The organism is Methanomassiliicoccus sp., assembly GCA_033485155.1.
GTDB lineage: Archaea > Thermoplasmatota > Thermoplasmata > Methanomassiliicoccales > Methanomassiliicoccaceae > UBA6.
This window is the reverse complement of sequence record JAWQJJ010000002.1, coordinates 222,217-242,533: the sequence shown is the minus strand read 5'-3', so window position 1 is coordinate 242,533 and position 20,317 is coordinate 222,217. Positions and strand designations below refer to the sequence as shown.

The window sequence follows — 20,317 nt, the reverse complement described above, 5'->3', positions numbered from 1 at the left end:
CCCCTAGCTGTTCGCTTGAGATGTGCTCTTCCTGCTTCAGTTCGAGGGACTAATTGGCACGATTTATGACTAATCGCCGACGTTGACCGTCGGGCGGGGCAGAGTAAAGAAGAACGTGGACCCGGCCTTACCGTCGGAGTCCACCCAGATCAATCCTCCATGCCGCTCGATGATCTTCTTGCAGATCGCCAGGCCGATGCCCGTCCCAGGATACTCTTCCTTGGTATGTAGGCGGGAGAACATCTTGAACAGCTTGTCCTGGTACTTGGGGTCGATGCCGATGCCGTTGTCCTTCACAGAGAAGACGCAGATGTCGCCGACAGTGCTCGCTGACACTTCTACCAGGGGCGGCCCAGAGCCGTGGAACTTGATCGCGTTGTTGATGAGATTGGTGAGCAGCTGCTTCATCTGCATTGTGTCCCCGACCACGTTCGGGAGGGTTTCGGACGTTACTCGGCCTCCGTTCTGATCTATGGCCAACGCAAGGTCGCCGATTACCGCCTGGACCACCAGGTTCATGTCCACAGTGGTGAAGTCCTCCTTGTGCGTCTCGATCCGGGAGTACTGCAGGAGGTCGTTCACCAACTGCCTCATCCGATCCGCGCCCTGGCGTGCTATGTTCATGTATTCCCTGGCCTGGGGGCTCAGCTCTTCCCCGTACCGCTTGCCCAGTAGGTCCATGTATAGAGTGACCATGCGCAGCGGCTCCTGTAGGTCGTGCGATGCGACGTAGGCGAACTGCTGCAGCTCATCGTTGGACCGCTCCAACTGCTTGGAGTACTCCTGCAGCTCCCGCTCCGCCCTCTTGCTCTCGGTGATGTCGCGGAATGAGGCCACGATCTCGCTGATCATTCCCTCCGGCCCCCTGACGACCCGGACGTGGGCCGAGCAGTAGATCTCGTGCCCGTCCTTGTGGAAGTAGACGGCATCCCCGTCATAGAAGTTATCCTTCATCGGCCTGCCTGTGGAATCGTCGATCGTGTGGGTGGGCTTCCTGTTTCGCAGGAGGTCCCCGGAATCCCGTCCCATCGCTTCGCTCGCCTTCCATCCGAAGAGGTCCTCGGCCATGCCATTCCAGTAGATGATCCGGAAGTCCTTGTCCAGCGCAACGATGGCATCGTGAACGCTGGACAGCAGATGCGCCTGGAATGCCAGGTCCTGCTCGTTGCGCTTGCGTTCGCTGATGTCGATGAAGGATGCCACGCTTCCGCGGACCCTGCCGCCATTGTCGAACAGCGGTATGGCGTCCCCCAGAAGGGTCCTCCGCCTGCCGCTCGGGAGAAGAACCTCGATTTCGTAGTCCCGGACCTCCACCCCCCTAGCCGTCGACACCTGCATCGGCATCTCCTCCGGGCGGAGCTCCCGCCCGTGGCTGAAGAAGCGCCGGTCCATGTTCAACTCGAGGCCCGACGATGTCCCCGCAGAGACGTTCTCACTGTCCTTGGTCTCGTACATCTGGTCTGCGGCCTTATTGCCGGTGATCAGGCGGCACTCAGGATCATGGGCGATCCATACCGCTGAGGGCACGGCGTCCATGAGGGCCCTGATCTCCTCGGCCTGCTGGCGGGCCATCTCGGCGTTGTCCTCCGACTGGTGCCGGGCCTTGGCCACATTGGTCATGTCCAGCGACGAGAGAATGTACATCTCCGCGCCTACCGGGGCAATGAGGCTGCGCACGTAAGCGTCCAGCTCTTCAAGGTAGAAGTCGAAGGTCACTGGCATGCTTCCGGCCCGCATCTCCCTGAGCAACGACAAGTGTCTGTCCAGCGTATTGGCTCCCAGGACTTCGGCCACCGATCGGCCGATGATCTCCTCCCTCGGTCTCCCCAAGGCCTTGGAGAACAGGGCGTTGATGTCCACGAACACCGACTCGACGACCTCACCCCCCTCATCGAGGACGAAGCGCAGCAGGGCCACCGCCTCGTGGGGGTTGTGGAAAAGGGAGCGGTAGCGGGTGTCGATGATGTCCAGCATCTCCTCCGCCTGCTTGCGGCCGGTGATGTCCTGCAGCGTGACCAGGGTACCATCCCGTCCGCCGTTCGCATCCAGCAACGGGGTGGCGGAAAGAGAGAACCACCTCTCCGAACCGTCCCGTCGGCGCAGGCGCCCTTCATAGCTCTCCACCCTCTCGATCTTGTCCAGCTCTGGAAGCCCGAGCTCGGATGGGAACCGTCCAGTGATGTCCTTTCCCCTGTGGCCGAGGATGGCCGCTCCCCTTTCGTTGATGAGGTCGGTCCTGCCGCTGGCATCCAGGACCCACAGGCCTTCGTCAGCGAGCCGGATGATCTGTTTCAGTCTTTGAGCGGGCATTCCATCGAGCGGAGACATCGGTCACCAGAACAGCATGAGCACTGGTTCAATCAGACTCCCACCTAGATAATCCTTGGTCGCCTGATCGTCTGCCATATCAGTGTGGACGAATAACATACTGGGAAGGTGGTCGTCGGTCTCCAGGCCGCCCGATGGCCGCAGTGCTCGCCCACGCTGTTTGGATCAGGTGGTCAGAGAGCGTCGTCGCTCCCATCACTGGCGCCTCAATGCCTGAAGAACCCCACTTCATTCATGATGCGGTGGGCGATGGCGTTGCTGGGCCCGTCCCCTCTCGCCACGTTGACGGATATGTTACTGCCGACGGCCTCGGCCACCCTGGCCACACCCTGGTTGGTGAACCCGGGGCAGAGTAGGAAGGATTGTATGCCGTCCGCATCGACCAATCTCCTGCACATCACAACCGCCTCGTCCTCGTTCCTCACCAGCACCGTGGTCAACGAGTACATGGGGGTCTCGATGACGCTCCTGTGCTTCATCGGGTCCGCGTCCGGCGTCATGGCCACCATGGCCGCTCTGAACTTCGTCTCGGACATGACCTCATCAACATCCCGGCCGCATATCAACTCATTGGATAGTTAGCCTACTTCACGGTAAAGCTCACCGCCACATCCCTTACATTGCCAACCTTGTCCACTGCCCGTACTGTCACGGTGTGGGTGGCATGCGAAAGGCCACGGAAGGTGTAGCTTGTCGTCGTGGAGCTCAACTGCGTCCATACGCCGTTGTCCAGCTTGACATAGTACGCCGAAAGGCCGGAGTAGGAGTCGCTTCCCGACCATTTCACAGCCACCGAGGTGGTGGTGGAGGTCGAGCCACTGCGGGGGCTGGTGATTGTCAGCGAGGGAGCGGCAGCATCGACGCGGAAGCTCACCGTGGCGTCCTTGTAGTTACCGGCCTTGTCCACCGCCCTCACCGTCACGCTGTGGCTGCCTTGGGACAGCGAACCGGTGGTGTAGCTCGAGGTGCTCGATGATAGCGTGGTCCACGTCCCGCCGTCGACCCTAACGAGATAGGAAGCGATGCCCGAGGTCACGTCGCTTCCTTTCCACCCTACCTTCGGCTGGGCGGACACGTACGACCCACTGGTGGGCGTGGTGACGGTAAGCGACGGGGCGGCAGTGTCAACGACGAAGGTCGCCGTCGCCTCGCTGTAGCTGCCAGCAAGGTCCACGGCCCTAACGGTCACGGTATGGGCGCCCTGGGCCAAGCTGCGGTAGGTGTAGCTCGAGGTGCTCGAGGACAGCGTGGTCCAGGAGCTTCCGTCCATCCGCACCAGGTAGCTGGCGATGCTCGAGGTGGACGAACTGCCGGTCCACTTGACAGTCATCGATGTGCTGGCATAGGCGCCCCCGCTGGTGGGAGCGGCGATCGTTACGGTCGGTGGGGACGACCGGACCACGGTGAAGGTCACCGACGCTTCGGCGAGATTGCCTAGCGCGTCCACCGCCCGGACCGACGCGGTGTGACTTCCTGAGGATAGACCGGTGAAGGCATAGCTCACGGTGGTCGGCGAGAGCGTGGTCCATGCCCCGCCGTCCAGCCGGACGTAGTAGGAGGCTATACCCGAGGTCACGTCGCTCCCTTTCCAGGCCAGGGCGACATCGCCGCCGACGTTAGCGTTCGCGGCCGGAGCGGTGATGATCAGGCCGGGGGAGGTGGTGTCCACGAGGAAGAGAACCGAGTCGTTGGCGTAGATACCGTCCCCATCCTGGCAGCTAACGGCCACGGTGTGCTGGCCGTCGGTGAGGCCGGTAAGGGTGTACGAAGTGGCGGCCGGGGCCATCGAGACCGGCGCTCCGCCGTCCAGTTGAATCGAGCAGACGGCGATATCGGCCCCCGGGTCGGTGCTGTTCCAGTATACCGGCACCGAGGTGGTGTTGAACCTTGCTCCGTCGGATGGAGTGTTGATGATCAGCGATGGGTCGCCTGCCCTCACCGTCACCGTCGTCGAGGTGGAATTGATGGCGCCGATCGAGTTCATCACCTGCATGCGGATGGTGTAGACACCGCTCCTGGCGTACGAGGTGGAGGCAGTCTTGGACAAATTCCACGCCGTGTCGTAGGACCCGTCATCGTTCCAGTCCCACCTGACCTGAAGCTCGGACGAAGCATCCTGCTTGTCGGTGCAGGCCGACGCGTCGACCGTGAACACGGTAGTGGCGTTCCCCGAGGTCGGGGTCACGGAGAACGATGCGTTGGGCGCGGTGCTAGCGCCGAGCGGATAGCCAGCAGTGCCGGTCAGCACCATCGAGGTTATGGCCTGACCACCGGCGGACCAGATGGAGCTCTCACCGAAGGCATAGCGTACCAGGGGGTACACGCCGTTGTTGGCTATCTCGCCCCAGTACAGGGGCTTGCCGTCCGCCCTGGCCCACGCCTCCGGAGTACTGAACAGGTAGGCGTTCGAGGAACCGGTGGCCGATGCATAGTAGTGGCGGGAAGCGATCTCGAACGGTACCGTTCCGGTGCAGACATCGAAATCAGACCGCCCCCAGCCGAACATGTTCCCTAGGCCGGCCACACCCATAGTGCGGGGGTGGGAGGACGCGTACCGAGTGTCGTTCGCTACCGAGCAGGCCCAGGCGTGGAAGGCGCTCTTCCCACCGCTCGTCTTCCAGAATGAGGCATATACCGCGTTGTGGTCGGGTTCGTTGAACATGTCGAACCACGCGATGCCCTTCAGACCGTCCAACGAGGCCATGACCTCGGTGCTGTAATTGATGTAATTGCTGTAGGCCGAGGAGGAGTTGTCGAATACCGTTCCGGACCCGCCAAAGGTGCAGGCGGGGTACTCGGTGGAGCCGGCGAGGACGAGGACTATCCATATATTGTGGGCCTCGGCCGCGGCTTCCATGGTTCTGAGCAACGATATGAAAGCGTCGTGATGGTTGGCCCACGCATCATACTGGATCTTGGTGGCCCAGGTATCGCCGGCCCCGATGCGCACCGTGTTGCAGTGGTAGTAGGCGAGAAGAGCGAAATACCGATCGAAGAAGTGGGCCGCGGTATCGGAGGGCGAGACCGCGCTGTAGCTGCCGGTGTCCGGTCCGTTGAACACCGAGCTCTTGCCCGCGTACTGGGTCTGGCCTTCGATGTAGGCCAGGGTAGCGAAGGCCAGGGCGGTGGTGTCCACCACTCCGAAGAACTTATCTGCGGGTGCCTGGCCGTCTACGAGGATCGTGGTCCCTTGTACGCTCACCACGCCATAGGTAGGGGCGGCGGAGGCCGAAGGGAGGTCCGAGATTATGAGAACGCCAGGCAGCATGAGGGCCATGACGGATAAGAACGCCATCAACCTGCTACATCGCTTCTTCATCCCATCACCTCCGCGATCCGCGAACGATGACCGTGGACGCCTCGAATATAGGGAAGAAGTGACAGGGAATTGCGAAGTTATGTGATAGCAACACGGCCCGGACATTCGTTATCATCGTAGATAAAATTAATGGAAATTTATAATCCGCCGATGAGAAAGGAACGCTGCCAGGAGCGAGCGATGATGTCTGGATGCTCGTGGTGACCGATTCTCAGCAACTGTTGCGCGGCCGAGCTGGACAGGATCGAAGACAATACCTAGTACAGAAACGCTCATACTGAACGTCATCCGGTAGGTGTTCTTGACTCCTGCCAGTCAGGAGTCCGCCTTTATAAACGGCCCCGACGATGGGCGGGACCATGGACCGTCCCGTCCGGCCGCTAGCGATGGCCCTCGTGATCATTGTCGCCATTGTGATCGTAGGCGCAGGGTTGTTCACCCTCGCCTCGCCCCCCCAGGAGAGAGACACCTTGTACCAAATCGGCAGCCTGGACGACCTGGTGGATGGGCGATTGGACGGCACTGCGAGCGTAGGGTCGATGCTCGATCACGGCGATATCGGACTGGGAACGTTCAACGGGCTCGATGGCGAGATGATCGTCATCGACGGACGGTGCTACCGCGCTGCCGCCGATGGATCGGTGAGCGAGATGCCTTCCGGACAACTCACTCCGTTCGCCCAGATCAGTAGGTTCGACCGGGACGGGAGCGTGAGCATAACCGAGGGGATGAACTACAGCGGGGTCAAGTCCCTGTTGGAGACGTCACTGCCCTCGCTGACGGTGTTCTACCTTCTGCGCATCGACGGGACCTTCAATGTGACGGTACGGTCGGTGCCGGGACAGACCGCGCCGTATCCTCCGCTCGAGGACGTGATAGCCAACCAGACGGTGTTCCAGTACCAAGATGTCGCTGGCACGCTGGTGGGCCTATGGTCCCCCGACAGCTCGGCCGGCCTGAGCTCATCGGGGTTCCACTTCCACTTCATCAGCCAGGATAGGAGCAAGGGCGGGCACGTTCTGGACCTGCAGCTCGAGGATGTGACCGCCTACTGGGACAGCACCGCCAGCTACGACGTCGACCTCAACTAGGCTCTTTGAAAAGAAGCGATAATAGGCCGTCCGATTATTCCTTTTTCTCCTCCGGCTTTCCCATCTTCTTGGGACGCAGGAGGTCCTCATGTCGTCGGACGTCCTCTGGTTCGTTAGTCTTCTCTCCGACCCTCTTTTCCTTCTTCTTGACCTCCTCGACGTTCTTCTCGGGTATCATCAAGCTCCCTCCGGGTCAAACCCACCTCATCGAGGTCTCGGGGAGGTATTAGTGGGTTTGTCGCTGACCGATCGGGCTCGGGGCACCCGTCACGCTGTTACGTCATACATATAGCTGACAAAGCCAGGCAAGTGAAATTATCAAAGTTTCTATAAATAAAAAACAATCACAACAATAACTAAGTCCAACATAGGTGCTTGGCAGGGTTCATGCGTCGGGATGCGCTCGTGATGACTTTCGTTCTGCTGCTGATGGCAGCGATGATCGTCACCGTACTGCCAATGAAGGCCCTGGCAGATTCCACTCCCGTGACCCTTGTGCACGAGGATGCGGAGGAAGCCACCTATGATGAGTGGAACGCGAGATGGGAGCGGTTCGATGCGAACAGCACCGGCCTCGCCGACCAAGACTACTGGTGTCGCCTCGCCCATAACAACCATGGTGGTTCCCACGCCATCTATGCTTCGAGGGTGGGCTACAACAGCCACTATCTCATACCCGTGACCATGGCCGATGGGGAGATCGGATACACTCAAGCCTGGAACGTCAACGCTACTGGCTTGCCCGGGACCACATCTCAATCCCAGTGGGTTCCCCGGTATGATACCGGTCAGGATTCCATCATGCGCAAGACGGTGGTGGGTGCGTCCGATTATAGCACCGTGACCCTGACCTTCTGGTTCTGGTCCGACACCGGGGTCTCCGATGCCAAGCAGCCGCTCGACGGCAGCACCATAGGCTACGACTTCCTCAATGTCGTCTACTGGACCGGTACCGGGGACGGAATGGTGAAGCACGTGCTGTGGACCGACAACTACGCCCAGGCCATCGCCAAGACCTGGATCAAGGTCACTCTGACCGTTCCGAACGATCTCACCAAGATCGGCTTCGAGTTCGTGTCCGGTTCCGTGTCTCCAAGCGGGGGGGACTCCAATAATGCCTACGATTCCCAGGGTATCAAGATACAGAACGGAGGGATGAAGGAGGGGGTGTACCTTGACGACATTGATCTGGTCGGTTCGGACGCCAGCGTCTCGAACGTCCCGGTGGAGACGAGCGTGGACGACCTGGCGCAGGTGCAGAACAGCCACACCTTCACCGTCGGCTACGCCGCCAACAGCCCCACCGCCGGCTTCTCCCATGTCAACCTCTACTACCGGGCCGGCAGCACTGGCGACTGGACCAAGTACGGCGGCGAGTACACCACGAGCCCCATCACCTTCACCGCCCCGAGCGATGGCATTTATGAGTTCTTCACTCAGGGCTTCGATGATGCCGGCGGGAACGAGACGCTGAAGAACGCGCCCGAAGCGTCGACCGTCGTGGACACCGTGGCCCCGAGCACGAGCATCGAGGTCACGGGCACGAGCGTCTCGACGAACACCTACAGCGGATCGGCCACCTTCACCCTGAGCGCCGCCGAGTCCGGCTCGGGGATCAATGCCACATACTATCGGGTGGACTCCAGCTCCTGGATCAGGTACACCGGGCCGGTGACCCTGACCAACGGGGGCACTCACCTGGTGCAGTACTACTCCCAGGACATGGCCGGGAACGTCGAGCAGAGTAAAGCGCTGTCCCTGGCCATCCAGACCACCAACCCCGTGATCACCTTCCCCAACCCCGAGCAGGCGTTCACCTCCAGCACCGTGACCGTCAGGTTCGTGGTGTCCGCGTCATCGGCGATCAATCAGATCCGTGCCTCGCTGGACGGGGGAACGAACTCCACCATCGACGCCAACCTCAACTCGGTGACCTTCACCGGCCTCACCTCGGGGACGCACCGGGTCACCATATGGGCCATGGACGCCGACGGCCGATGGGGGCAGAACATGACCCGGTTCAGCGTGGAGGTCAGCGGCAACTCGACGACCCCCTCGCAGACGGACAGCGGGACGACCCTAAGCCTGGGTAGTCTCAGCGCCAGCTATTCGGTCGGCGATATCGTTCACCTGACCTGGAGTTGCACCACCAACCACACCATCGACCACTATACCATCCTGGTGGACGGCAGCACGGTGGCGACGCTCCTAGCCAACTCCACGAGCTACGACCTCGCCGGCCTGAGCGCGGGGAACCACGCGATCACCGTGATGGCCGTCGACAGCAGTGGCAACACCGCCCTGCAGAGCGCCACGGTGACCGTCAAGGCCGGGGCGACCAGCGGTGCCGGCGACGGCGGCATCGCAGCCGATGTGCTCATCGTGGGCGGGATCGCATTGGTCGGCGTGCTGGTGGCATTGATGCTGGTCTTCCTGCGCTCCAGGAAGATGTACTGAAACCCCTTCTCCTACCTTTTTTTAATTTTCACACTCAGATCCTTCATCTGTTCGGACCTCAGCAGGGCGACAGGAGATCGACCTGCCCCGGGAGCGGATAAAGCTAATAAACCGGGGGGACCGAACCGGGCCAGGGGATGCCATGGATCGGCCGAGGTTCTTGGAGCTGGGGCGCACGGCAAGCACTTATGATCCGGCAGGCATGGTCAACATCTACGGTCCAGTGCTCCGCGACGAGTACATCCGTGTGGACTGGTTCACGGGGGTGAGGAACTGGGGGGACCGGACCAGCCCGATCATCGTCCAGCACCTTTCCGGAAGGAGGCCGGTGCTGGGCCGACGCGTCTCCAATCCTCATGACTCGCCGGTGCATATGGTTGTGGGAAGTTTACTCCAGGTCTGCAGGGACGAGAACACGGTGGTGTGGGGCACCGGCCTCATCTCGGCGAACAGCGCGGTGCCGGTCCGCCCCCGGGCCATCCGCGCGGTCAGAGGCCCCCTAACCCGTGAGCGGTTGCTGAGGCAGGGCATCGATTGCCCTCCCATCTACGGGGATCCAGTGCTCCTCTTTCCTCGGATATACCGGCCTGAAGTGACCAAGCGCTACAAGCTAGGTATCGTGCCCCATTACTTCGACGCCTCCTCGCCCCATCTGGAACAGTTCCAAGGGAGCAGGGAGGTCAAGGTGCTCGACGTCGGGAGCGGCGTAGGGACCTTCGTCGACGACCTGTGCAGCTGCCGAGCCATAGCCTCCAGCTCCCTGCACGGGTGCATCGCCGCCGACGCCTATCGCATTCCGTCCCTGTGGATCGAGCTCTCCTCGAAGGTCGAGGGTCGAGGGTTCAAGTTCCGCGACTACTACGAGAGCATCGGGGAAAGCAACGTCCAGCCGCAGCCGGTCCGCGGAGAGATCGATGCAGACCTGCTAATTGCCGCCTGCTCCCGGAGGACCATGGAGATCGACCTCAACGAGCTGCTGGAGGCGTGCCCGTTCCTGCCCGGGGATGATGCAACGCTCCCATAGCTTCATGGGCGCGGGGCTCACATTGGCAGACTGCGGGAGCGGGGACACGATGATGCGAGAGACCGGACCGGAAGCGAACTCCGATAGCTGGAAACGGTTCATGGGGAGGCACTGGAGGGCGTTCGCCCTGTTCGTTGTGGCGGCAGCCTTGGCGTTCGTGGGCATGATCCTTGTGCTCCTGTGGTTCGTGGGTCAGGCGCAGATCGATGGCCTGGTTCCTTCGACGCTGGACCTGTGGACGATGGGCAACCTGGTGACCTTCATCCTGAACCTGCTGTTCTGGGAATTGCTGCTCATCGGCATCCCCGTGGCCGTGGCCGCCGTGGCGGCCTGGCTGTGGTGGAGGCGGCTGCCGTTGGATGAACGGAGGGAGTATCGCTTCTTCCGTAACCGTTCCCGCCGCTCGGATGGAAGTGGTGCCTTCTCCCTGCTGGTCTCCCTCGCCTTCCTGCTCAAGGTGTACCTCGATGGCCGATGGAACGTTCCCTTCGCCACCTGGACCTTTGATTACCTCGTGTACACGTGGATCACCGCCCTGGTCTGGGTGCTCCTAATCTTCGCCATTCCCGCGGCTGTGGTGCTCATCTGGTGGGTGGCCCGGGGAAGGCGGCGCCAGGGCTAGCTACTGAAATGACCTCCGCTCGTCGTAGAGGGAGACACGTCCGGCGTCGTCTCACTTCCGCTCCCTCATCTGCTCCAGCTTGGCCTTCCGCACGATGGCTTCCATGTCCGAGACCGTCCGGGTGGGCATGCTCAAGCGGTTCCAGGTATCGGCGACCGGGCTTGGGAGCCTACCGATGAGCTTCAGCTTGCCCTGGTCCAGCCGCCTGGAGACCAGCAACTGGACCGGCCCGCACTGGTAGTAGTTCAGCCCATGCTCGCGGGCGATGTATTCCATCGTCCTTCGGGAATAGAAGGCGACGTGCTGCCCGTGCTCGAGGCCGTAGTACCACCACTCCTCGGGGCCAGGGATGGCGTCGGGGAGCAGTTCGGTGGAGAATAGCAGGGAGTCTGATATCTTCAGTATCCTGTCGATCTCCGCCCTTGGCTCGGCGAAGTGCTCGAAGGTCTCGAACGAGCTGACCGCCTCCACCCTCCCGTTGCCGTCGTACTCGAAGCCCTGGGCCATCAGGTTCTCACCGTAGGGGTCCATCCAGTAGTAATCGAACCCCCGGTCTCGCATCAGCCGGGTGAAAAGCCCGAGACCGCCCCCGTAGTCAACGAAACGGGCGCCCCGGTCGAAGAACGCCAGGATTATGGAGCTCACCACCCTCGAATGGACGATGGGCCTCACCACCAGATGGGTGTCCGAGGGATTGACCGTCGCGGAGTAGGATTCATTCAGCCAGAACGGCCTTTCCGTCTGCAGGAGCCCGCAGGTCCCGCACAGCCGATACTCGATCGGGTGCCTGCCCATCATCAATGCAGTGAATACCTTCGTTGTGTCGTGGCCACAAAGCCGGCACTCAGAGTCCATACACTCGGATGTGCCGGTGGCACTATTTGTTGATAAGGCTGGCCTCGGCAGGGGTCGAATCGGTGGCGAAGGGACTCGGCGATAATTCGCTTATGGGCTCTTTCATTCTCCCGATGATGGCGACGAGATAACGGTGTCCGATCCTCGAACCTCATCCGGCGCTAATGGCCTACTTCTGGCCGCTTAGCCAGCCTACTGCGACCTTATGCAATAACTATTAGGCTTGGCGATTGACACTAGTCCACAATCGATGGAGAGCTGAACACATGACATCCTCCACCGGAGACCAAAAAGAACGAAAGCTCAGGGAGTTCTGGGCCCCCTACTGGAATAAAAGGACCGATGGGTGGCACAAGGACCAATCCGAAGATTTCCTTCAGAAGGAAGCGAGAGAAAAAATGTTCCACATGGGCGGGGGCGAGAGCCTTCTGGATTTCGGATGTGGATCGGGTGACCTGCTGCAATACATGGCTCCGCATTATCGGGAAGTCACAGGGGTCGATTTCTCGGAGAACATGCTAAAGGTCGCCCGGGAAAAGATGGATGCGAGATGCGGTGATCGAGTAAGGCTGATTTTGGGAGACGATGTCACGTTCTGGGACAGCGTCCAAGGCCAGTCGTTCGACAGGATCATCATGGTGGGAGTAGTGCAGTACCTTCTCTTGGACCAGCTGAACGGTTTCCTCGAGAGATCACATCAGCACCTGGCCGATGGGGGCAAGATCATCCTTTTCGATGTTGCCGATGCCAGGCTCGCCCCCCTGTTCAAGGTGGGCTTCTTCAATTATGATCAGCCATTGGTCATGGTGCCCTACCAATACGTGAGGAATTTGAGCGATTCGGTCAGGCGCAAGATCCGGGGGGGCCCATGGAGCCATATGAACTTCCTATATGCTCCGAACGAGATCGTGAGAGTGGCCAACGATCTTGATTTCGATGCGGAGGTCGTTCGGTCGACCTATTACGAGTATCGGTATCATGTCATACTGACAGAGCGGCGCAGCGACGGACCGATGGAGCAGGGCTGAGGGCGAATATGGCTAATGTAAAGGGCGGATCATGACCTCCCATGACTACTTTGTCCTGAGCTCTGATCAAAAAAACGAATGGTTGGAGGTGACGGATGCTGCCGAGCGGTTGGACATATCGTATCATCCCGACTACGTCCACGCCCTGGAATGCCTCCGCTCCAACGTCAGTGTGTTCGGCGGCAGAGGCCATATGTTCGTCCTTGAATCTCTCGGAAAGAGAGTCGTTTATCCTTTCATGCTCAGACCGCTCTCGGAGCTGGATCAGGGATTGTCTGGTTTCGACATTTCCTCACCGTATGGATATTCGGGGCCGGCTTTGATCTCCGCCGAAGGGACGACCGTTCAAATCGGCGATGCTTTCCGAAAGGCCTTCAACGGCTATTGCTCGGAGAAAGGCGTGGTGACGGAGTTCTGCCGAGTCAATCCATATTTGAATGGTTGCGATCCTGGGAACGATGGCGTCTTCGTCGACCACGGTCCGTTGGTACATGTCAATCTGCTCCAGGAAAGGGAGTTTATCGTCCGGAATTTCAACCGTAACTGCCGTGGTGCGATCAGGAAGGCCGAGCGATCCGGGGCCACCGTTCGTATCGCTGACAAGAGCCCGACGGAGATTCTGCGATTCAAGAGCATCTACGATGATACGATGGTCCGCAATCAGGCCAGGGCCGAATATTCGTTCCCCGAAGGATTCTACCGCCGCCTCGCCGCCATGGATGAAGCGTCCTTGTTCGTGGTCGAGGTCGAGGATCATATCGTCTCGGCAGCGTGGTTCCTGGCCTACGGCAACTGCGTTCAATACTTCCTATCAGGCGTCGATGAGACGGGGCGGAAGATAGGCGCATCCAACCTCCTCCTTTCAGGGGCCATCGAACATTATAAGACAAAGGGGTTGAGCCTGATGTGCCTGGGGGGCGGGCACGGTGAAAGTGACTCTCTGCTGAGGTTCAAGCTCTCGTTCTCATCCACCACCTCGCCTTTCCGGTCCTACCACAAGGTTCACGATCACGAGGCGTTCAAGGAGATCTGCAGGGTCGCGGGAGTGGAAGAGAACTTGGAGAATTACTTTCCTCCGTACAGGGCGATCAGCGGCCAAGGTCGATGACTATCTCCGCTTTCCTGACCGCCACCTATTCGCATCGATGCGCTCATTCATTACAAATGAGTAAGAGCCAGTATAGGCCGATGTCTAGTTCGAATGGATGCTCGAAAAAAGGTGAAGGATCGTCGCGTCACCGGAACGCGACGACGGTGGCATTGAGGTTCTTCTCAAGCTTCTGGAGCTCTTTGACTTGATTCTCGTCGAGGTTTGCGTACTCGGTCGGATTGTAGGCAATGAGAACCACGCCGATCTCCTTCTCCAAGTCCTTGACCTTGCTCAGGTCGGTTACCGATAGCTGTGCCGTTTGAGGGTAGACCATTTACTCACCCGATGCTCATTGGCCAATCACATTATTTAATAATTATTCAGTTTGGCCAATACATCCAATGAGCCCAGGGGATGGAACCATCCGCCTACTTTCCTCTCACATCCGCCGTTCAGAGGTTTATTGCAAAAGTAATCAAAATGAGAAAGAGGAAAGGGGTTTGCGCTACGTCTCTTGCTACGCCCATTCTTCAAGCCGGCGCGGTCACTTGAGCTTCTTCCCGCAGAACACGCAGTTCGTTCTCCCGGAGTTAGGCCTTCCGCACCTCGGGCACAGCACCACCGACTCATCAGACGCATCCCCCACGCCAATCTGAGACTCGATGGGGCGGGTGGTCGTGGTCTGCGGTACCTGGGCAACGGGGGCGGCTGGTGCGAGCGGTTGGTCGAACTGTTCCGCATCCTCGTCCTCGTCCGAGTCGGAGATATTTCTCCGCTTCTGCATCCTTGTGACGAGGAACAATCCGGCGATACCGACGACGACCAGGATGACAAGCAGTATCAGATTGTCGTTGGAAACGGCCGGGGTGGCTGCCAGCTCCGTGGTACGTGCACCGATCCCCACGGAGTTGTGGGCGGCAACCTCGAACTTGTAGCTCTGGCCATTGGTCAGCCCATCGATGACGATGGAGGTCGAGGAAGTATGCGCAACGTCCACGTCGTCCTGGTAGACGATATAGTAGTCGATGGCTGCACTGCCTGCGTTCGTAGGTGCGTTCCAGGACAAGGTGACCTTCCCGTCACCAGCGTTGATTTCTAGGTTAGTCGGGGCGCTGGGGGCACTTATCGATGAGGAAGGAGTCACGACCACCGATGAGGACTGCCCGCTGGTGCCCGCTGAGTTGTGGGCAGCCACGGTGAAAATGTACGCTCGGTCGTTCTGGAGGCCGCTGATGGTGGTGTAGACCAGCGCGGGATGCGCTATATCCACTCCATCCCGATATACGATGTAGTAGTCGATGGCCGCTCCGCCGTTGTTGACCGGCGCCAGCCACGACAGATAGACCTCTCCGGATCCCGGGGTGGCGCTAAGGGCGGTGGGCGCGTTGGGCGCGATTGCGGTGGAGGACGGCGTTACTGACACCGATGCGGTCGGCGATCCCGCACCAGCTGAATTGTGGGCGGCCACGGAGAAGGAGTAGGCTTGTCCGTTGGTGAGGCCAGTTATGGTCGCCGAAGTTGTGGTCGGGTGCGCGACGTCCACTCCGTCCTGGTAGACGATATAGTAGTCGATGGCTGCTCCCCCCGCAGTGGTCGGTGCAGTCCAGCTCAGCGCGACCTGAGCGTCCCCGGGAGTCGCCGATAATCCAGTAGGGGCTCCCGGCACGGCGGTGGTTGAGTTGGGCGTGGCCGACACGGACGATGACCTATCACTGTCTCCCACGGAATTGTTCGCTGCTACCGCGAAAGAGTAGGCCTGCCCATTGGTCAGCCCGGTGATGATAGCGGAGGTAGTCGTGGGATGACTGACATCCACTCCGTCCTGATAGACAATATAGTGGTTGATCGACGCCCCGCCGTCACTGGTCGGTGCAGACCAAGTAAGGGTGACCTGAGCATCACCGATTGTGGCCCTCAGAGATTGTGGGGCAGAGGGTGCGGACGCTGATATGGCAGCTTCGTCCGAATTAGAGTGTGCACCCTCTCCATCCTCGTTCACCGCACTTACTGTGTAAGTGTAGGTAATGCCACTACTGACTGAACCATCTGTATATGTGGTCGTGCTATTGCCGATACTTGCCAGAATGGTTTCGCCAGAACCAGCACTGCGATAGATTTTGTAACCGGTGACATTGCCTGTCGGTGCGGTCCAGCTCAATTGAACTTGAGCATTTTCAGGGGTCGCCGTCAAACCTGTAGGGGCATCCGGAACAGCGGCTGTTGCGGCCATGGGAATGAACGCGGTGATCGCGATCACTACCGCCAGGAATAACACAACCACGGCAGGCGCCTTATGATTAGTACTTGATCTCATTCTATCTTTCCCCCTAGGGTCGCTCATAGATGCGCGACGGTCTAGTAATAGGTTGTTAATATAGGAAGGGAGCGAGATTTTTACGTAAGACCTTGCTCGGCATGGTCTTCTCGAATTGCTCTTCGAAACGCTGATCGCTCGTTCACCGGACGTCGTCCGGCACTCAATCGGGTGCACCGGTGCTCTGGCCAGCGACCCTCACATTCGTCGTTGGTGCTGGGAGGTGGTAACTCAATGGTCGGAAAAGGATACTATAAGTGTAACTCGCCAGCGAAGGCCGGTCATTAAGCATGAACGAAGAGGCTGTGAAGGAGCTCGTGCGGCGACGGCTCAAGTCGCTCTCCGGAGTGGTCGACGTGCGATACTTGGAAGACGAGATGAGGAACAAGATCCGTCACCTCGAGGTCATCGCCGAGAGCCACGGTGCCATCGGCGGCCTGATGAAGTTCAAGAACAAGGGAGTATGGGAAGTCCTGGACCGCGAGGTCTGCTTGGTCATGGTGCTCAACGAAGATTACCAAATAAATGCCGACACCAACAGCATGATCCACATTGTCGATCAGTCGGGACAGGTGCTCGGGGAGTATGTGAGCCCGGAGCGCCGGGAGGAGATACGCAGGGAAGCTCCGGATACTTTCTTTCTCACTGAGGATTTCATCATGCACTCCGGCTGGAAGTCGGTGGGAGAACCATACTTCCTGATCGACGAGGTCATCGTGCACGACCTGGACGATATCGACGAGATCGAGAGGGTGACCTCCGGGAGCTTGACCGCCAAATCGGATGAGGTGATACGGGATATCTTCGGTTTTACCGCACCGGATCAGTACTCCAGGCTGATCGGGTTCGACTTCAGGGAATAGGCCATCGTCGCAGGATCGAACATCATCGCCCCTGAGGACGAACTTATGATTTTTCTGAAAACAATAGGTTTGCCACTTTAAACATTATCAAAATATCGAAAACATCTATCGCATTTACCGCTCGGATACCCCAACCTATCTATATTCAGTTGTAAAAAAAATTATGGGGGTATCGTTTGGACATTAAATGCCCAGTATGCAACCAGAACGTGACGGGTGAAAGGCTGGAAGACCTGAGCCCGCTGATGAGAGCGCATTTGATCGAGGAGCATGCCTTCCCCGGGCTGGAGACCGAGGAGGAGAGGCAGGTCAGGACCTTCAAGGGTCCCGAGGCCGAGGCCCTCTCTGAGGAATCCAGGCTGCGGAAGCAAGAGGTAGCTCAGTTCAAGGAAGCCAGGATAGGGGAGACGGTGGAGGAGAAGGAGGTTGAGACCTTCTCGAAGCGGAACCCCTATGGGGGATCGGAGGATACCAGGGACCTCGTGGAAAAGGTCGCCCAGTTCCGCTACCCCACCGAGGGCGAGAGCAAGGAGCAGTGCGAGGCCAGGACCTTTTCAGAGAGCGAGTGCGTGAACACGCCGGGAGAGTCTCGGGTCCTAAAGAATGAGGTCGGAAGGTTCCAGTACCCCCGAACCGGCCCCGAGGGGGAAAGAGGACCGTTCCAGTGCCCGGTGTGCGGGGTTCCCATGGAGTCAAGGGACGAGGAGGGGCTCTCCAACGAGCTGAAGGGACACTTCGTGGAAGTGCATGAGAAGGAGACGGTGATCATCAAGAACCGGTGAGCTCCTTCCTCATTCTTTTTTTCTCTACTCTAGATTGCATGCGTGAGTAGAACCTATCATTCATTGCCGTTATATCGCCCGAGCTCCGAATATAGCCATCTTGAGGTCGGGGATCCGACCGTGAGGAAGTGAAAAGGATTGATCAACGAACTTATGAACCTGGTGACCAGCGGAAGCGTCCAGGGACTGCCGACAATCGTGATCATGGCCATTCCGTTCATCGTCGGCCTGGTGGTCGGCCTCCTGGCTCACAAGGTCCTGAAGATCGCCCTGATAGCATTGATCGTTCTGGTCATCGCCACCTACCTTGGCCTTTATTCGATGGATCTAAGCACGCTGCATCAGCTGGCCGTCACCTATGGAACGATGGCCTATCACTACGGCATACTCGTCATCGGCATCCTGCCGCTGACCACGGGGTTCGTTATCGGAGCGATTATCGGGTTCATCCTTTCCTGAAAAAAGCGTCGGCTCAGCCCAGGCCCGCCTGCTTGACCGCATCGATGATGCCAGAGATGACGAAGGTCGTGCCCATCCCGGCCAGCAGCACACCCATGATCCTGGTGAAGGCGATGGATCCGTTCTTTCCCAGACGCTTGAAAACGGCCTCGCTGTTAACGATCAGGACATAGGATAGGCCGAGGATGATGAGCACCGCCCCCAGAGTCAGCAGCAGGTCCACCGGTCCTGTGGACTGGGACACCAGGACCATGGTCACGGCGATCGAGCCGGGGCCGGCATAGAGCGGGATGGTCAGGGGGACGATGGCCACCGAGATCGCCTCCTCCTGCGTGCATTCCTCGGAGACCTTGTGCGTCGTCCCCTGTCCCTCCACCAGGTTGAAGCCCAGATAGAAAAGCAGAATGCCGCCCATCACCCTGAACCCCGGCAGGGTGATCCCGAAGATGCGGAAGATGATGTCTCCGAAGATGCCGAACGCCAGCAGCACCGCGGCAGAGAAGATTATCGCCCGCTTCGCCACCGTCCGCTTGGTCGTAGCATCGAAGCAGCTGGTCACCGCCTCGAATATCGCCACGTTGCCGACTGGGTTGATGATGGCGAACAGCGTGACTAGGACGGTTACGAAGTAAGTGGCGTCCATTCGATCATTGAAAGGTGTTCTCCTCGCATATCCAATATCCCATCGACACGTATCAACTACCGATTCTAATGCGCATCTCCTGGATAATGTGAATTCAGCGCCGCGACTGCGTTAAAGGTATGGGTGGCAACACTCGTGGGCCGCCGACCGACCTTGTCGGCGGAGGTTACATTTCTCGGATGCTGCACTTGGAGTGGCGAACGTCACGGCCCCGTCTCGATCGTGTTGGGTCATCGCTGCCCGTTCCAGCCCCTGCGGTTTTCGTATCGTGTCCGACCGGATCGCCGCTCTTTTTTAATATCATCCATTCCGATGATTTTCTCCGCCCTAGGTGACAAAATGGATAAGGTATCTCTTGGCCCCAGGCCATACTTGACCGCGATGCCCATAGTGCTCGTCGGCGCGAATGTCGAAGGAAAACCGAACTACATGGCCGTGGCTTGGGCAGGGGTCGCGTGCATGGACCCTCCCATGATTGCCGTGGCCATCAACAAGGTCAGGCACACCGAGAAGGGTATCGCCGAGAACGGGACGTTCAGCGTGAACATCCCAAGCTCGAAGCAATCGGTGGAGACCGATCACTGTGGCATCGTCTCCGGCGGCAAGGAAGACAAGTCCGCTATTTTCGACACCTTCTATGGCAAGCTCGAGACCGCTCCCCTGATCGGCGAGTTCCCCGTCAACATCGAATGCCGGCTTGGACACACCCTCGAGCTCGGGAGCCACAACCTGCACGTCGGTGAGGTCGTGGACGTTCACGTGGACAGGGATTGCCTGACCAATAACTTGCCCGATCACAGGAAGATCGACGCCATGGTCTACGCCGGCAACGAGTACAGCCGCATCGGCGAGGTCGTCAGCAAGGCGTTCTCGGTCGGAAGGAGCTACAAGAAAAAATGAAAGATGGAGGATCGAAAGCCGGAGCCTCCAGAAAAAGGAAGGCTGCAGCGGCCGCTCAGACCGCCAGCTGGACGAACTCCAGGTGCTCGTACGACGCGATCGACATCTGGGCCGAGTAGACCAAGTCCGCTCCGGCTTCCGCCCCGTCGTCGATGGCCAAGAACATCTCGTATGGCAGCTGGACCTTCTTTCCCTTCACCACGATGTATGGGTCGGTGGTGATCCGGTAGCCGCAGCAGCCGATGCACTTTCCCTCCAACGCCACACCGACGACCTTCAGGCCCTCGCTCATCATCTCGTTTGCTCGGTCGCCTTGCCTGACGACCATATTCCACCAGCCCTCATCGCCCGGAAAGATGAAGCTGAACCTGGCGATCAAGGACGCGGTCTCGAGATAGGAACTATCCGTCCTATCGACCCTTAGCAGGTAATCATACACGCTCGGAATGTCTACTGGTTGGATGGAATCATCCAATTTCTTTGCCCCCTGCGATTACTAGGGGAGGCCGGGGTATAAAAATATTTGTATAAATTAATATTTG

19 protein-coding genes are annotated in these 20,317 nt (G+C 59.1%); 10 read left to right on the top strand and 9 right to left on the bottom strand.

The window, feature by feature from the left end; genetic code table 11:
- Positions 1-69: 69 nt before the first annotated feature.
- From SA339_04245 to SA339_04235, 3 genes are all read right to left on the bottom strand, one after another.
- A complete protein-coding gene (locus SA339_04245) occupies positions 70-2,310 on the bottom strand; it encodes a PAS domain S-box protein (protein MDW5562416.1) in 2,241 nt (746 codons plus the stop codon).
- Positions 2,311-2,534: 224 nt separating this feature from the next.
- The gene (locus tag SA339_04240) at positions 2,535-2,864 is read right to left on the bottom strand and encodes a DUF6506 family protein (protein ID MDW5562415.1); all 330 of its coding nucleotides are present in this window, start codon (positions 2,862-2,864) and stop codon (positions 2,535-2,537) included.
- Positions 2,865-2,911: 47 nt separating this feature from the next.
- Positions 2,912-5,647: a PKD domain-containing protein gene (locus tag SA339_04235; GenBank protein ID MDW5562414.1), complete on the bottom strand. Its 2,736-nt coding sequence runs from the start codon at positions 5,645-5,647 to the stop codon at positions 2,912-2,914.
- A gap of 359 nt (positions 5,648-6,006) precedes the next feature.
- Here SA339_04235 and budA point away from each other — a divergent pair, with 359 nt between their 5' ends.
- Positions 6,007-6,738: an acetolactate decarboxylase gene (gene budA / locus SA339_04230; GenBank protein ID MDW5562413.1), complete on the top strand. Its 732-nt coding sequence runs from the start codon at positions 6,007-6,009 to the stop codon at positions 6,736-6,738.
- Positions 6,739-6,772: 34 nt separating this feature from the next.
- Here budA and SA339_04225 read toward each other — a convergent pair whose 3' ends face one another.
- On the bottom strand, positions 6,773-6,916 hold the full coding sequence (locus SA339_04225) for a hypothetical protein (GenBank protein ID MDW5562412.1): 144 nt from the start codon (positions 6,914-6,916) through the stop codon (positions 6,773-6,775).
- 230 nt (positions 6,917-7,146) lie between these two features.
- Here SA339_04225 and SA339_04220 point away from each other — a divergent pair, with 230 nt between their 5' ends.
- From SA339_04220 to SA339_04210, 3 genes are all read left to right on the top strand, one after another.
- Positions 7,147-9,195 (top strand): hypothetical protein, encoded by a 2,049-nt coding sequence (locus tag SA339_04220; protein ID MDW5562411.1) that lies wholly within the window; start codon positions 7,147-7,149, stop codon positions 9,193-9,195.
- 142 nt (positions 9,196-9,337) lie between these two features.
- Positions 9,338-10,219 (top strand): polysaccharide pyruvyl transferase family protein, encoded by an 882-nt coding sequence (locus SA339_04215; protein MDW5562410.1) that lies wholly within the window; start codon positions 9,338-9,340, stop codon positions 10,217-10,219.
- Positions 10,203-10,841, top strand: a complete 639-nt coding sequence (locus tag SA339_04210; GenBank protein ID MDW5562409.1) for a hypothetical protein — start codon at positions 10,203-10,205, stop codon at positions 10,839-10,841. Before SA339_04215 ends, SA339_04210 begins: the two co-directional genes overlap by 17 nt.
- 51 nt (positions 10,842-10,892) lie before the next feature.
- Here the strand turns inward: SA339_04210 and SA339_04205 are convergent, their stop codons facing one another.
- A complete protein-coding gene (locus SA339_04205; GenBank protein MDW5562408.1) occupies positions 10,893-11,696 on the bottom strand; it encodes a methyltransferase domain-containing protein in 804 nt (267 codons plus the stop codon).
- A 266-nt stretch (positions 11,697-11,962) separates the two neighbouring features.
- Here SA339_04205 and SA339_04200 point away from each other — a divergent pair, with 266 nt between their 5' ends.
- Both SA339_04200 and SA339_04195 read left to right on the top strand, forming a co-directional pair.
- Positions 11,963-12,724, top strand: a complete 762-nt coding sequence (locus tag SA339_04200) for a methyltransferase (GenBank protein MDW5562407.1) — start codon at positions 11,963-11,965, stop codon at positions 12,722-12,724.
- A 31-nt stretch (positions 12,725-12,755) separates the two neighbouring features.
- Entirely contained in the window at positions 12,756-13,832 is a 1,077-nt protein-coding gene (locus SA339_04195; protein ID MDW5562406.1) for a GNAT family N-acetyltransferase, read from the top strand.
- Positions 13,833-13,959: 127 nt separating this feature from the next.
- Here the strand turns inward: SA339_04195 and SA339_04190 are convergent, their stop codons facing one another.
- Both SA339_04190 and SA339_04185 read right to left on the bottom strand, forming a co-directional pair.
- The gene (locus SA339_04190) at positions 13,960-14,148 is read right to left on the bottom strand and encodes a hypothetical protein (protein MDW5562405.1); all 189 of its coding nucleotides are present in this window, start codon (positions 14,146-14,148) and stop codon (positions 13,960-13,962) included.
- 210 nt (positions 14,149-14,358) lie between these two features.
- A complete protein-coding gene (locus SA339_04185) occupies positions 14,359-16,128 on the bottom strand; it encodes a fibronectin type III domain-containing protein (GenBank protein ID MDW5562404.1) in 1,770 nt (589 codons plus the stop codon).
- A gap of 290 nt (positions 16,129-16,418) precedes the next feature.
- Between SA339_04185 and SA339_04180 the strand changes: the two genes are divergently transcribed.
- From SA339_04180 to SA339_04170, 3 genes are all read left to right on the top strand, one after another.
- Entirely contained in the window at positions 16,419-16,991 is a 573-nt protein-coding gene (locus tag SA339_04180) for a hypothetical protein (GenBank protein ID MDW5562403.1), read from the top strand.
- Positions 16,992-17,167: 176 nt separating this feature from the next.
- The gene (locus SA339_04175; protein MDW5562402.1) at positions 17,168-17,773 is read left to right on the top strand and encodes a hypothetical protein; all 606 of its coding nucleotides are present in this window, start codon (positions 17,168-17,170) and stop codon (positions 17,771-17,773) included.
- A 138-nt stretch (positions 17,774-17,911) separates the two neighbouring features.
- Positions 17,912-18,232, top strand: a complete 321-nt coding sequence (locus SA339_04170; protein MDW5562401.1) for a hypothetical protein — start codon at positions 17,912-17,914, stop codon at positions 18,230-18,232.
- A gap of 13 nt (positions 18,233-18,245) precedes the next feature.
- Here the strand turns inward: SA339_04170 and SA339_04165 are convergent, their stop codons facing one another.
- Complete coding sequence (locus SA339_04165; GenBank protein ID MDW5562400.1) at positions 18,246-18,875, bottom strand: MarC family protein; 630 nt, start codon at positions 18,873-18,875, stop codon at positions 18,246-18,248.
- A 339-nt stretch (positions 18,876-19,214) separates the two neighbouring features.
- On the opposite strand from SA339_04165, the gene SA339_04160 reads away from it, so the two are divergent.
- The gene (locus tag SA339_04160; GenBank protein MDW5562399.1) at positions 19,215-19,775 is read left to right on the top strand and encodes a flavin reductase family protein; all 561 of its coding nucleotides are present in this window, start codon (positions 19,215-19,217) and stop codon (positions 19,773-19,775) included.
- A 55-nt stretch (positions 19,776-19,830) separates the two neighbouring features.
- Here the strand turns inward: SA339_04160 and SA339_04155 are convergent, their stop codons facing one another.
- Positions 19,831-20,250 carry a hypothetical protein gene (locus tag SA339_04155; GenBank protein MDW5562398.1) on the bottom strand — a complete coding sequence of 140 codons (420 nt, stop codon included), beginning with the start codon at positions 20,248-20,250 and terminating at the stop codon, positions 19,831-19,833.
- Positions 20,251-20,317: the final 67 nt, after the last annotated feature.

Bases quoted from the DNA above. Each gene is read 5' to 3' on its own strand.
- SA339_04240 (MDW5562415.1), bottom strand. From the start codon at position 2,864: ATGTCCGAGACGAAGTTCAGAGCGGCCATGGTGGCCATGACGCCGGAC.
- SA339_04180 (MDW5562403.1), top strand. From the start codon at position 16,419: ATGAACGAAGAGGCTGTGAAGGAGCTCGTGCGGCGACGGCTCAAGTCG.
- budA (MDW5562413.1), top strand. From the start codon at position 6,007: ATGGACCGTCCCGTCCGGCCGCTAGCGATGGCCCTCGTGATCATTGTC.
- SA339_04225 (MDW5562412.1), bottom strand. From the start codon at position 6,916: ATGATACCCGAGAAGAACGTCGAGGAGGTCAAGAAGAAGGAAAAGAGG.
- SA339_04160 (MDW5562399.1), top strand. From the start codon at position 19,215: ATGGATAAGGTATCTCTTGGCCCCAGGCCATACTTGACCGCGATGCCC.
- SA339_04195 (MDW5562406.1), top strand. From the start codon at position 12,756: ATGACCTCCCATGACTACTTTGTCCTGAGCTCTGATCAAAAAAACGAA.
- SA339_04215 (MDW5562410.1), top strand. From the start codon at position 9,338: ATGGATCGGCCGAGGTTCTTGGAGCTGGGGCGCACGGCAAGCACTTAT.
- SA339_04220 (MDW5562411.1), top strand. From the start codon at position 7,147: ATGACTTTCGTTCTGCTGCTGATGGCAGCGATGATCGTCACCGTACTG.
- SA339_04165 (MDW5562400.1), bottom strand. From the start codon at position 18,875: ATGGACGCCACTTACTTCGTAACCGTCCTAGTCACGCTGTTCGCCATC.
- SA339_04200 (MDW5562407.1), top strand. From the start codon at position 11,963: ATGACATCCTCCACCGGAGACCAAAAAGAACGAAAGCTCAGGGAGTTC.
- SA339_04185 (MDW5562404.1), bottom strand. From the start codon at position 16,128: ATGAGATCAAGTACTAATCATAAGGCGCCTGCCGTGGTTGTGTTATTC.
- SA339_04245 (MDW5562416.1), bottom strand. From the start codon at position 2,310: ATGCCCGCTCAAAGACTGAAACAGATCATCCGGCTCGCTGACGAAGGC.
- SA339_04235 (MDW5562414.1), bottom strand. From the start codon at position 5,647: ATGAAGAAGCGATGTAGCAGGTTGATGGCGTTCTTATCCGTCATGGCC.
- SA339_04210 (MDW5562409.1), top strand. From the start codon at position 10,203: ATGCAACGCTCCCATAGCTTCATGGGCGCGGGGCTCACATTGGCAGAC.
- SA339_04205 (MDW5562408.1), bottom strand. From the start codon at position 11,696: ATGGACTCTGAGTGCCGGCTTTGTGGCCACGACACAACGAAGGTATTC.
- SA339_04190 (MDW5562405.1), bottom strand. From the start codon at position 14,148: ATGGTCTACCCTCAAACGGCACAGCTATCGGTAACCGACCTGAGCAAG.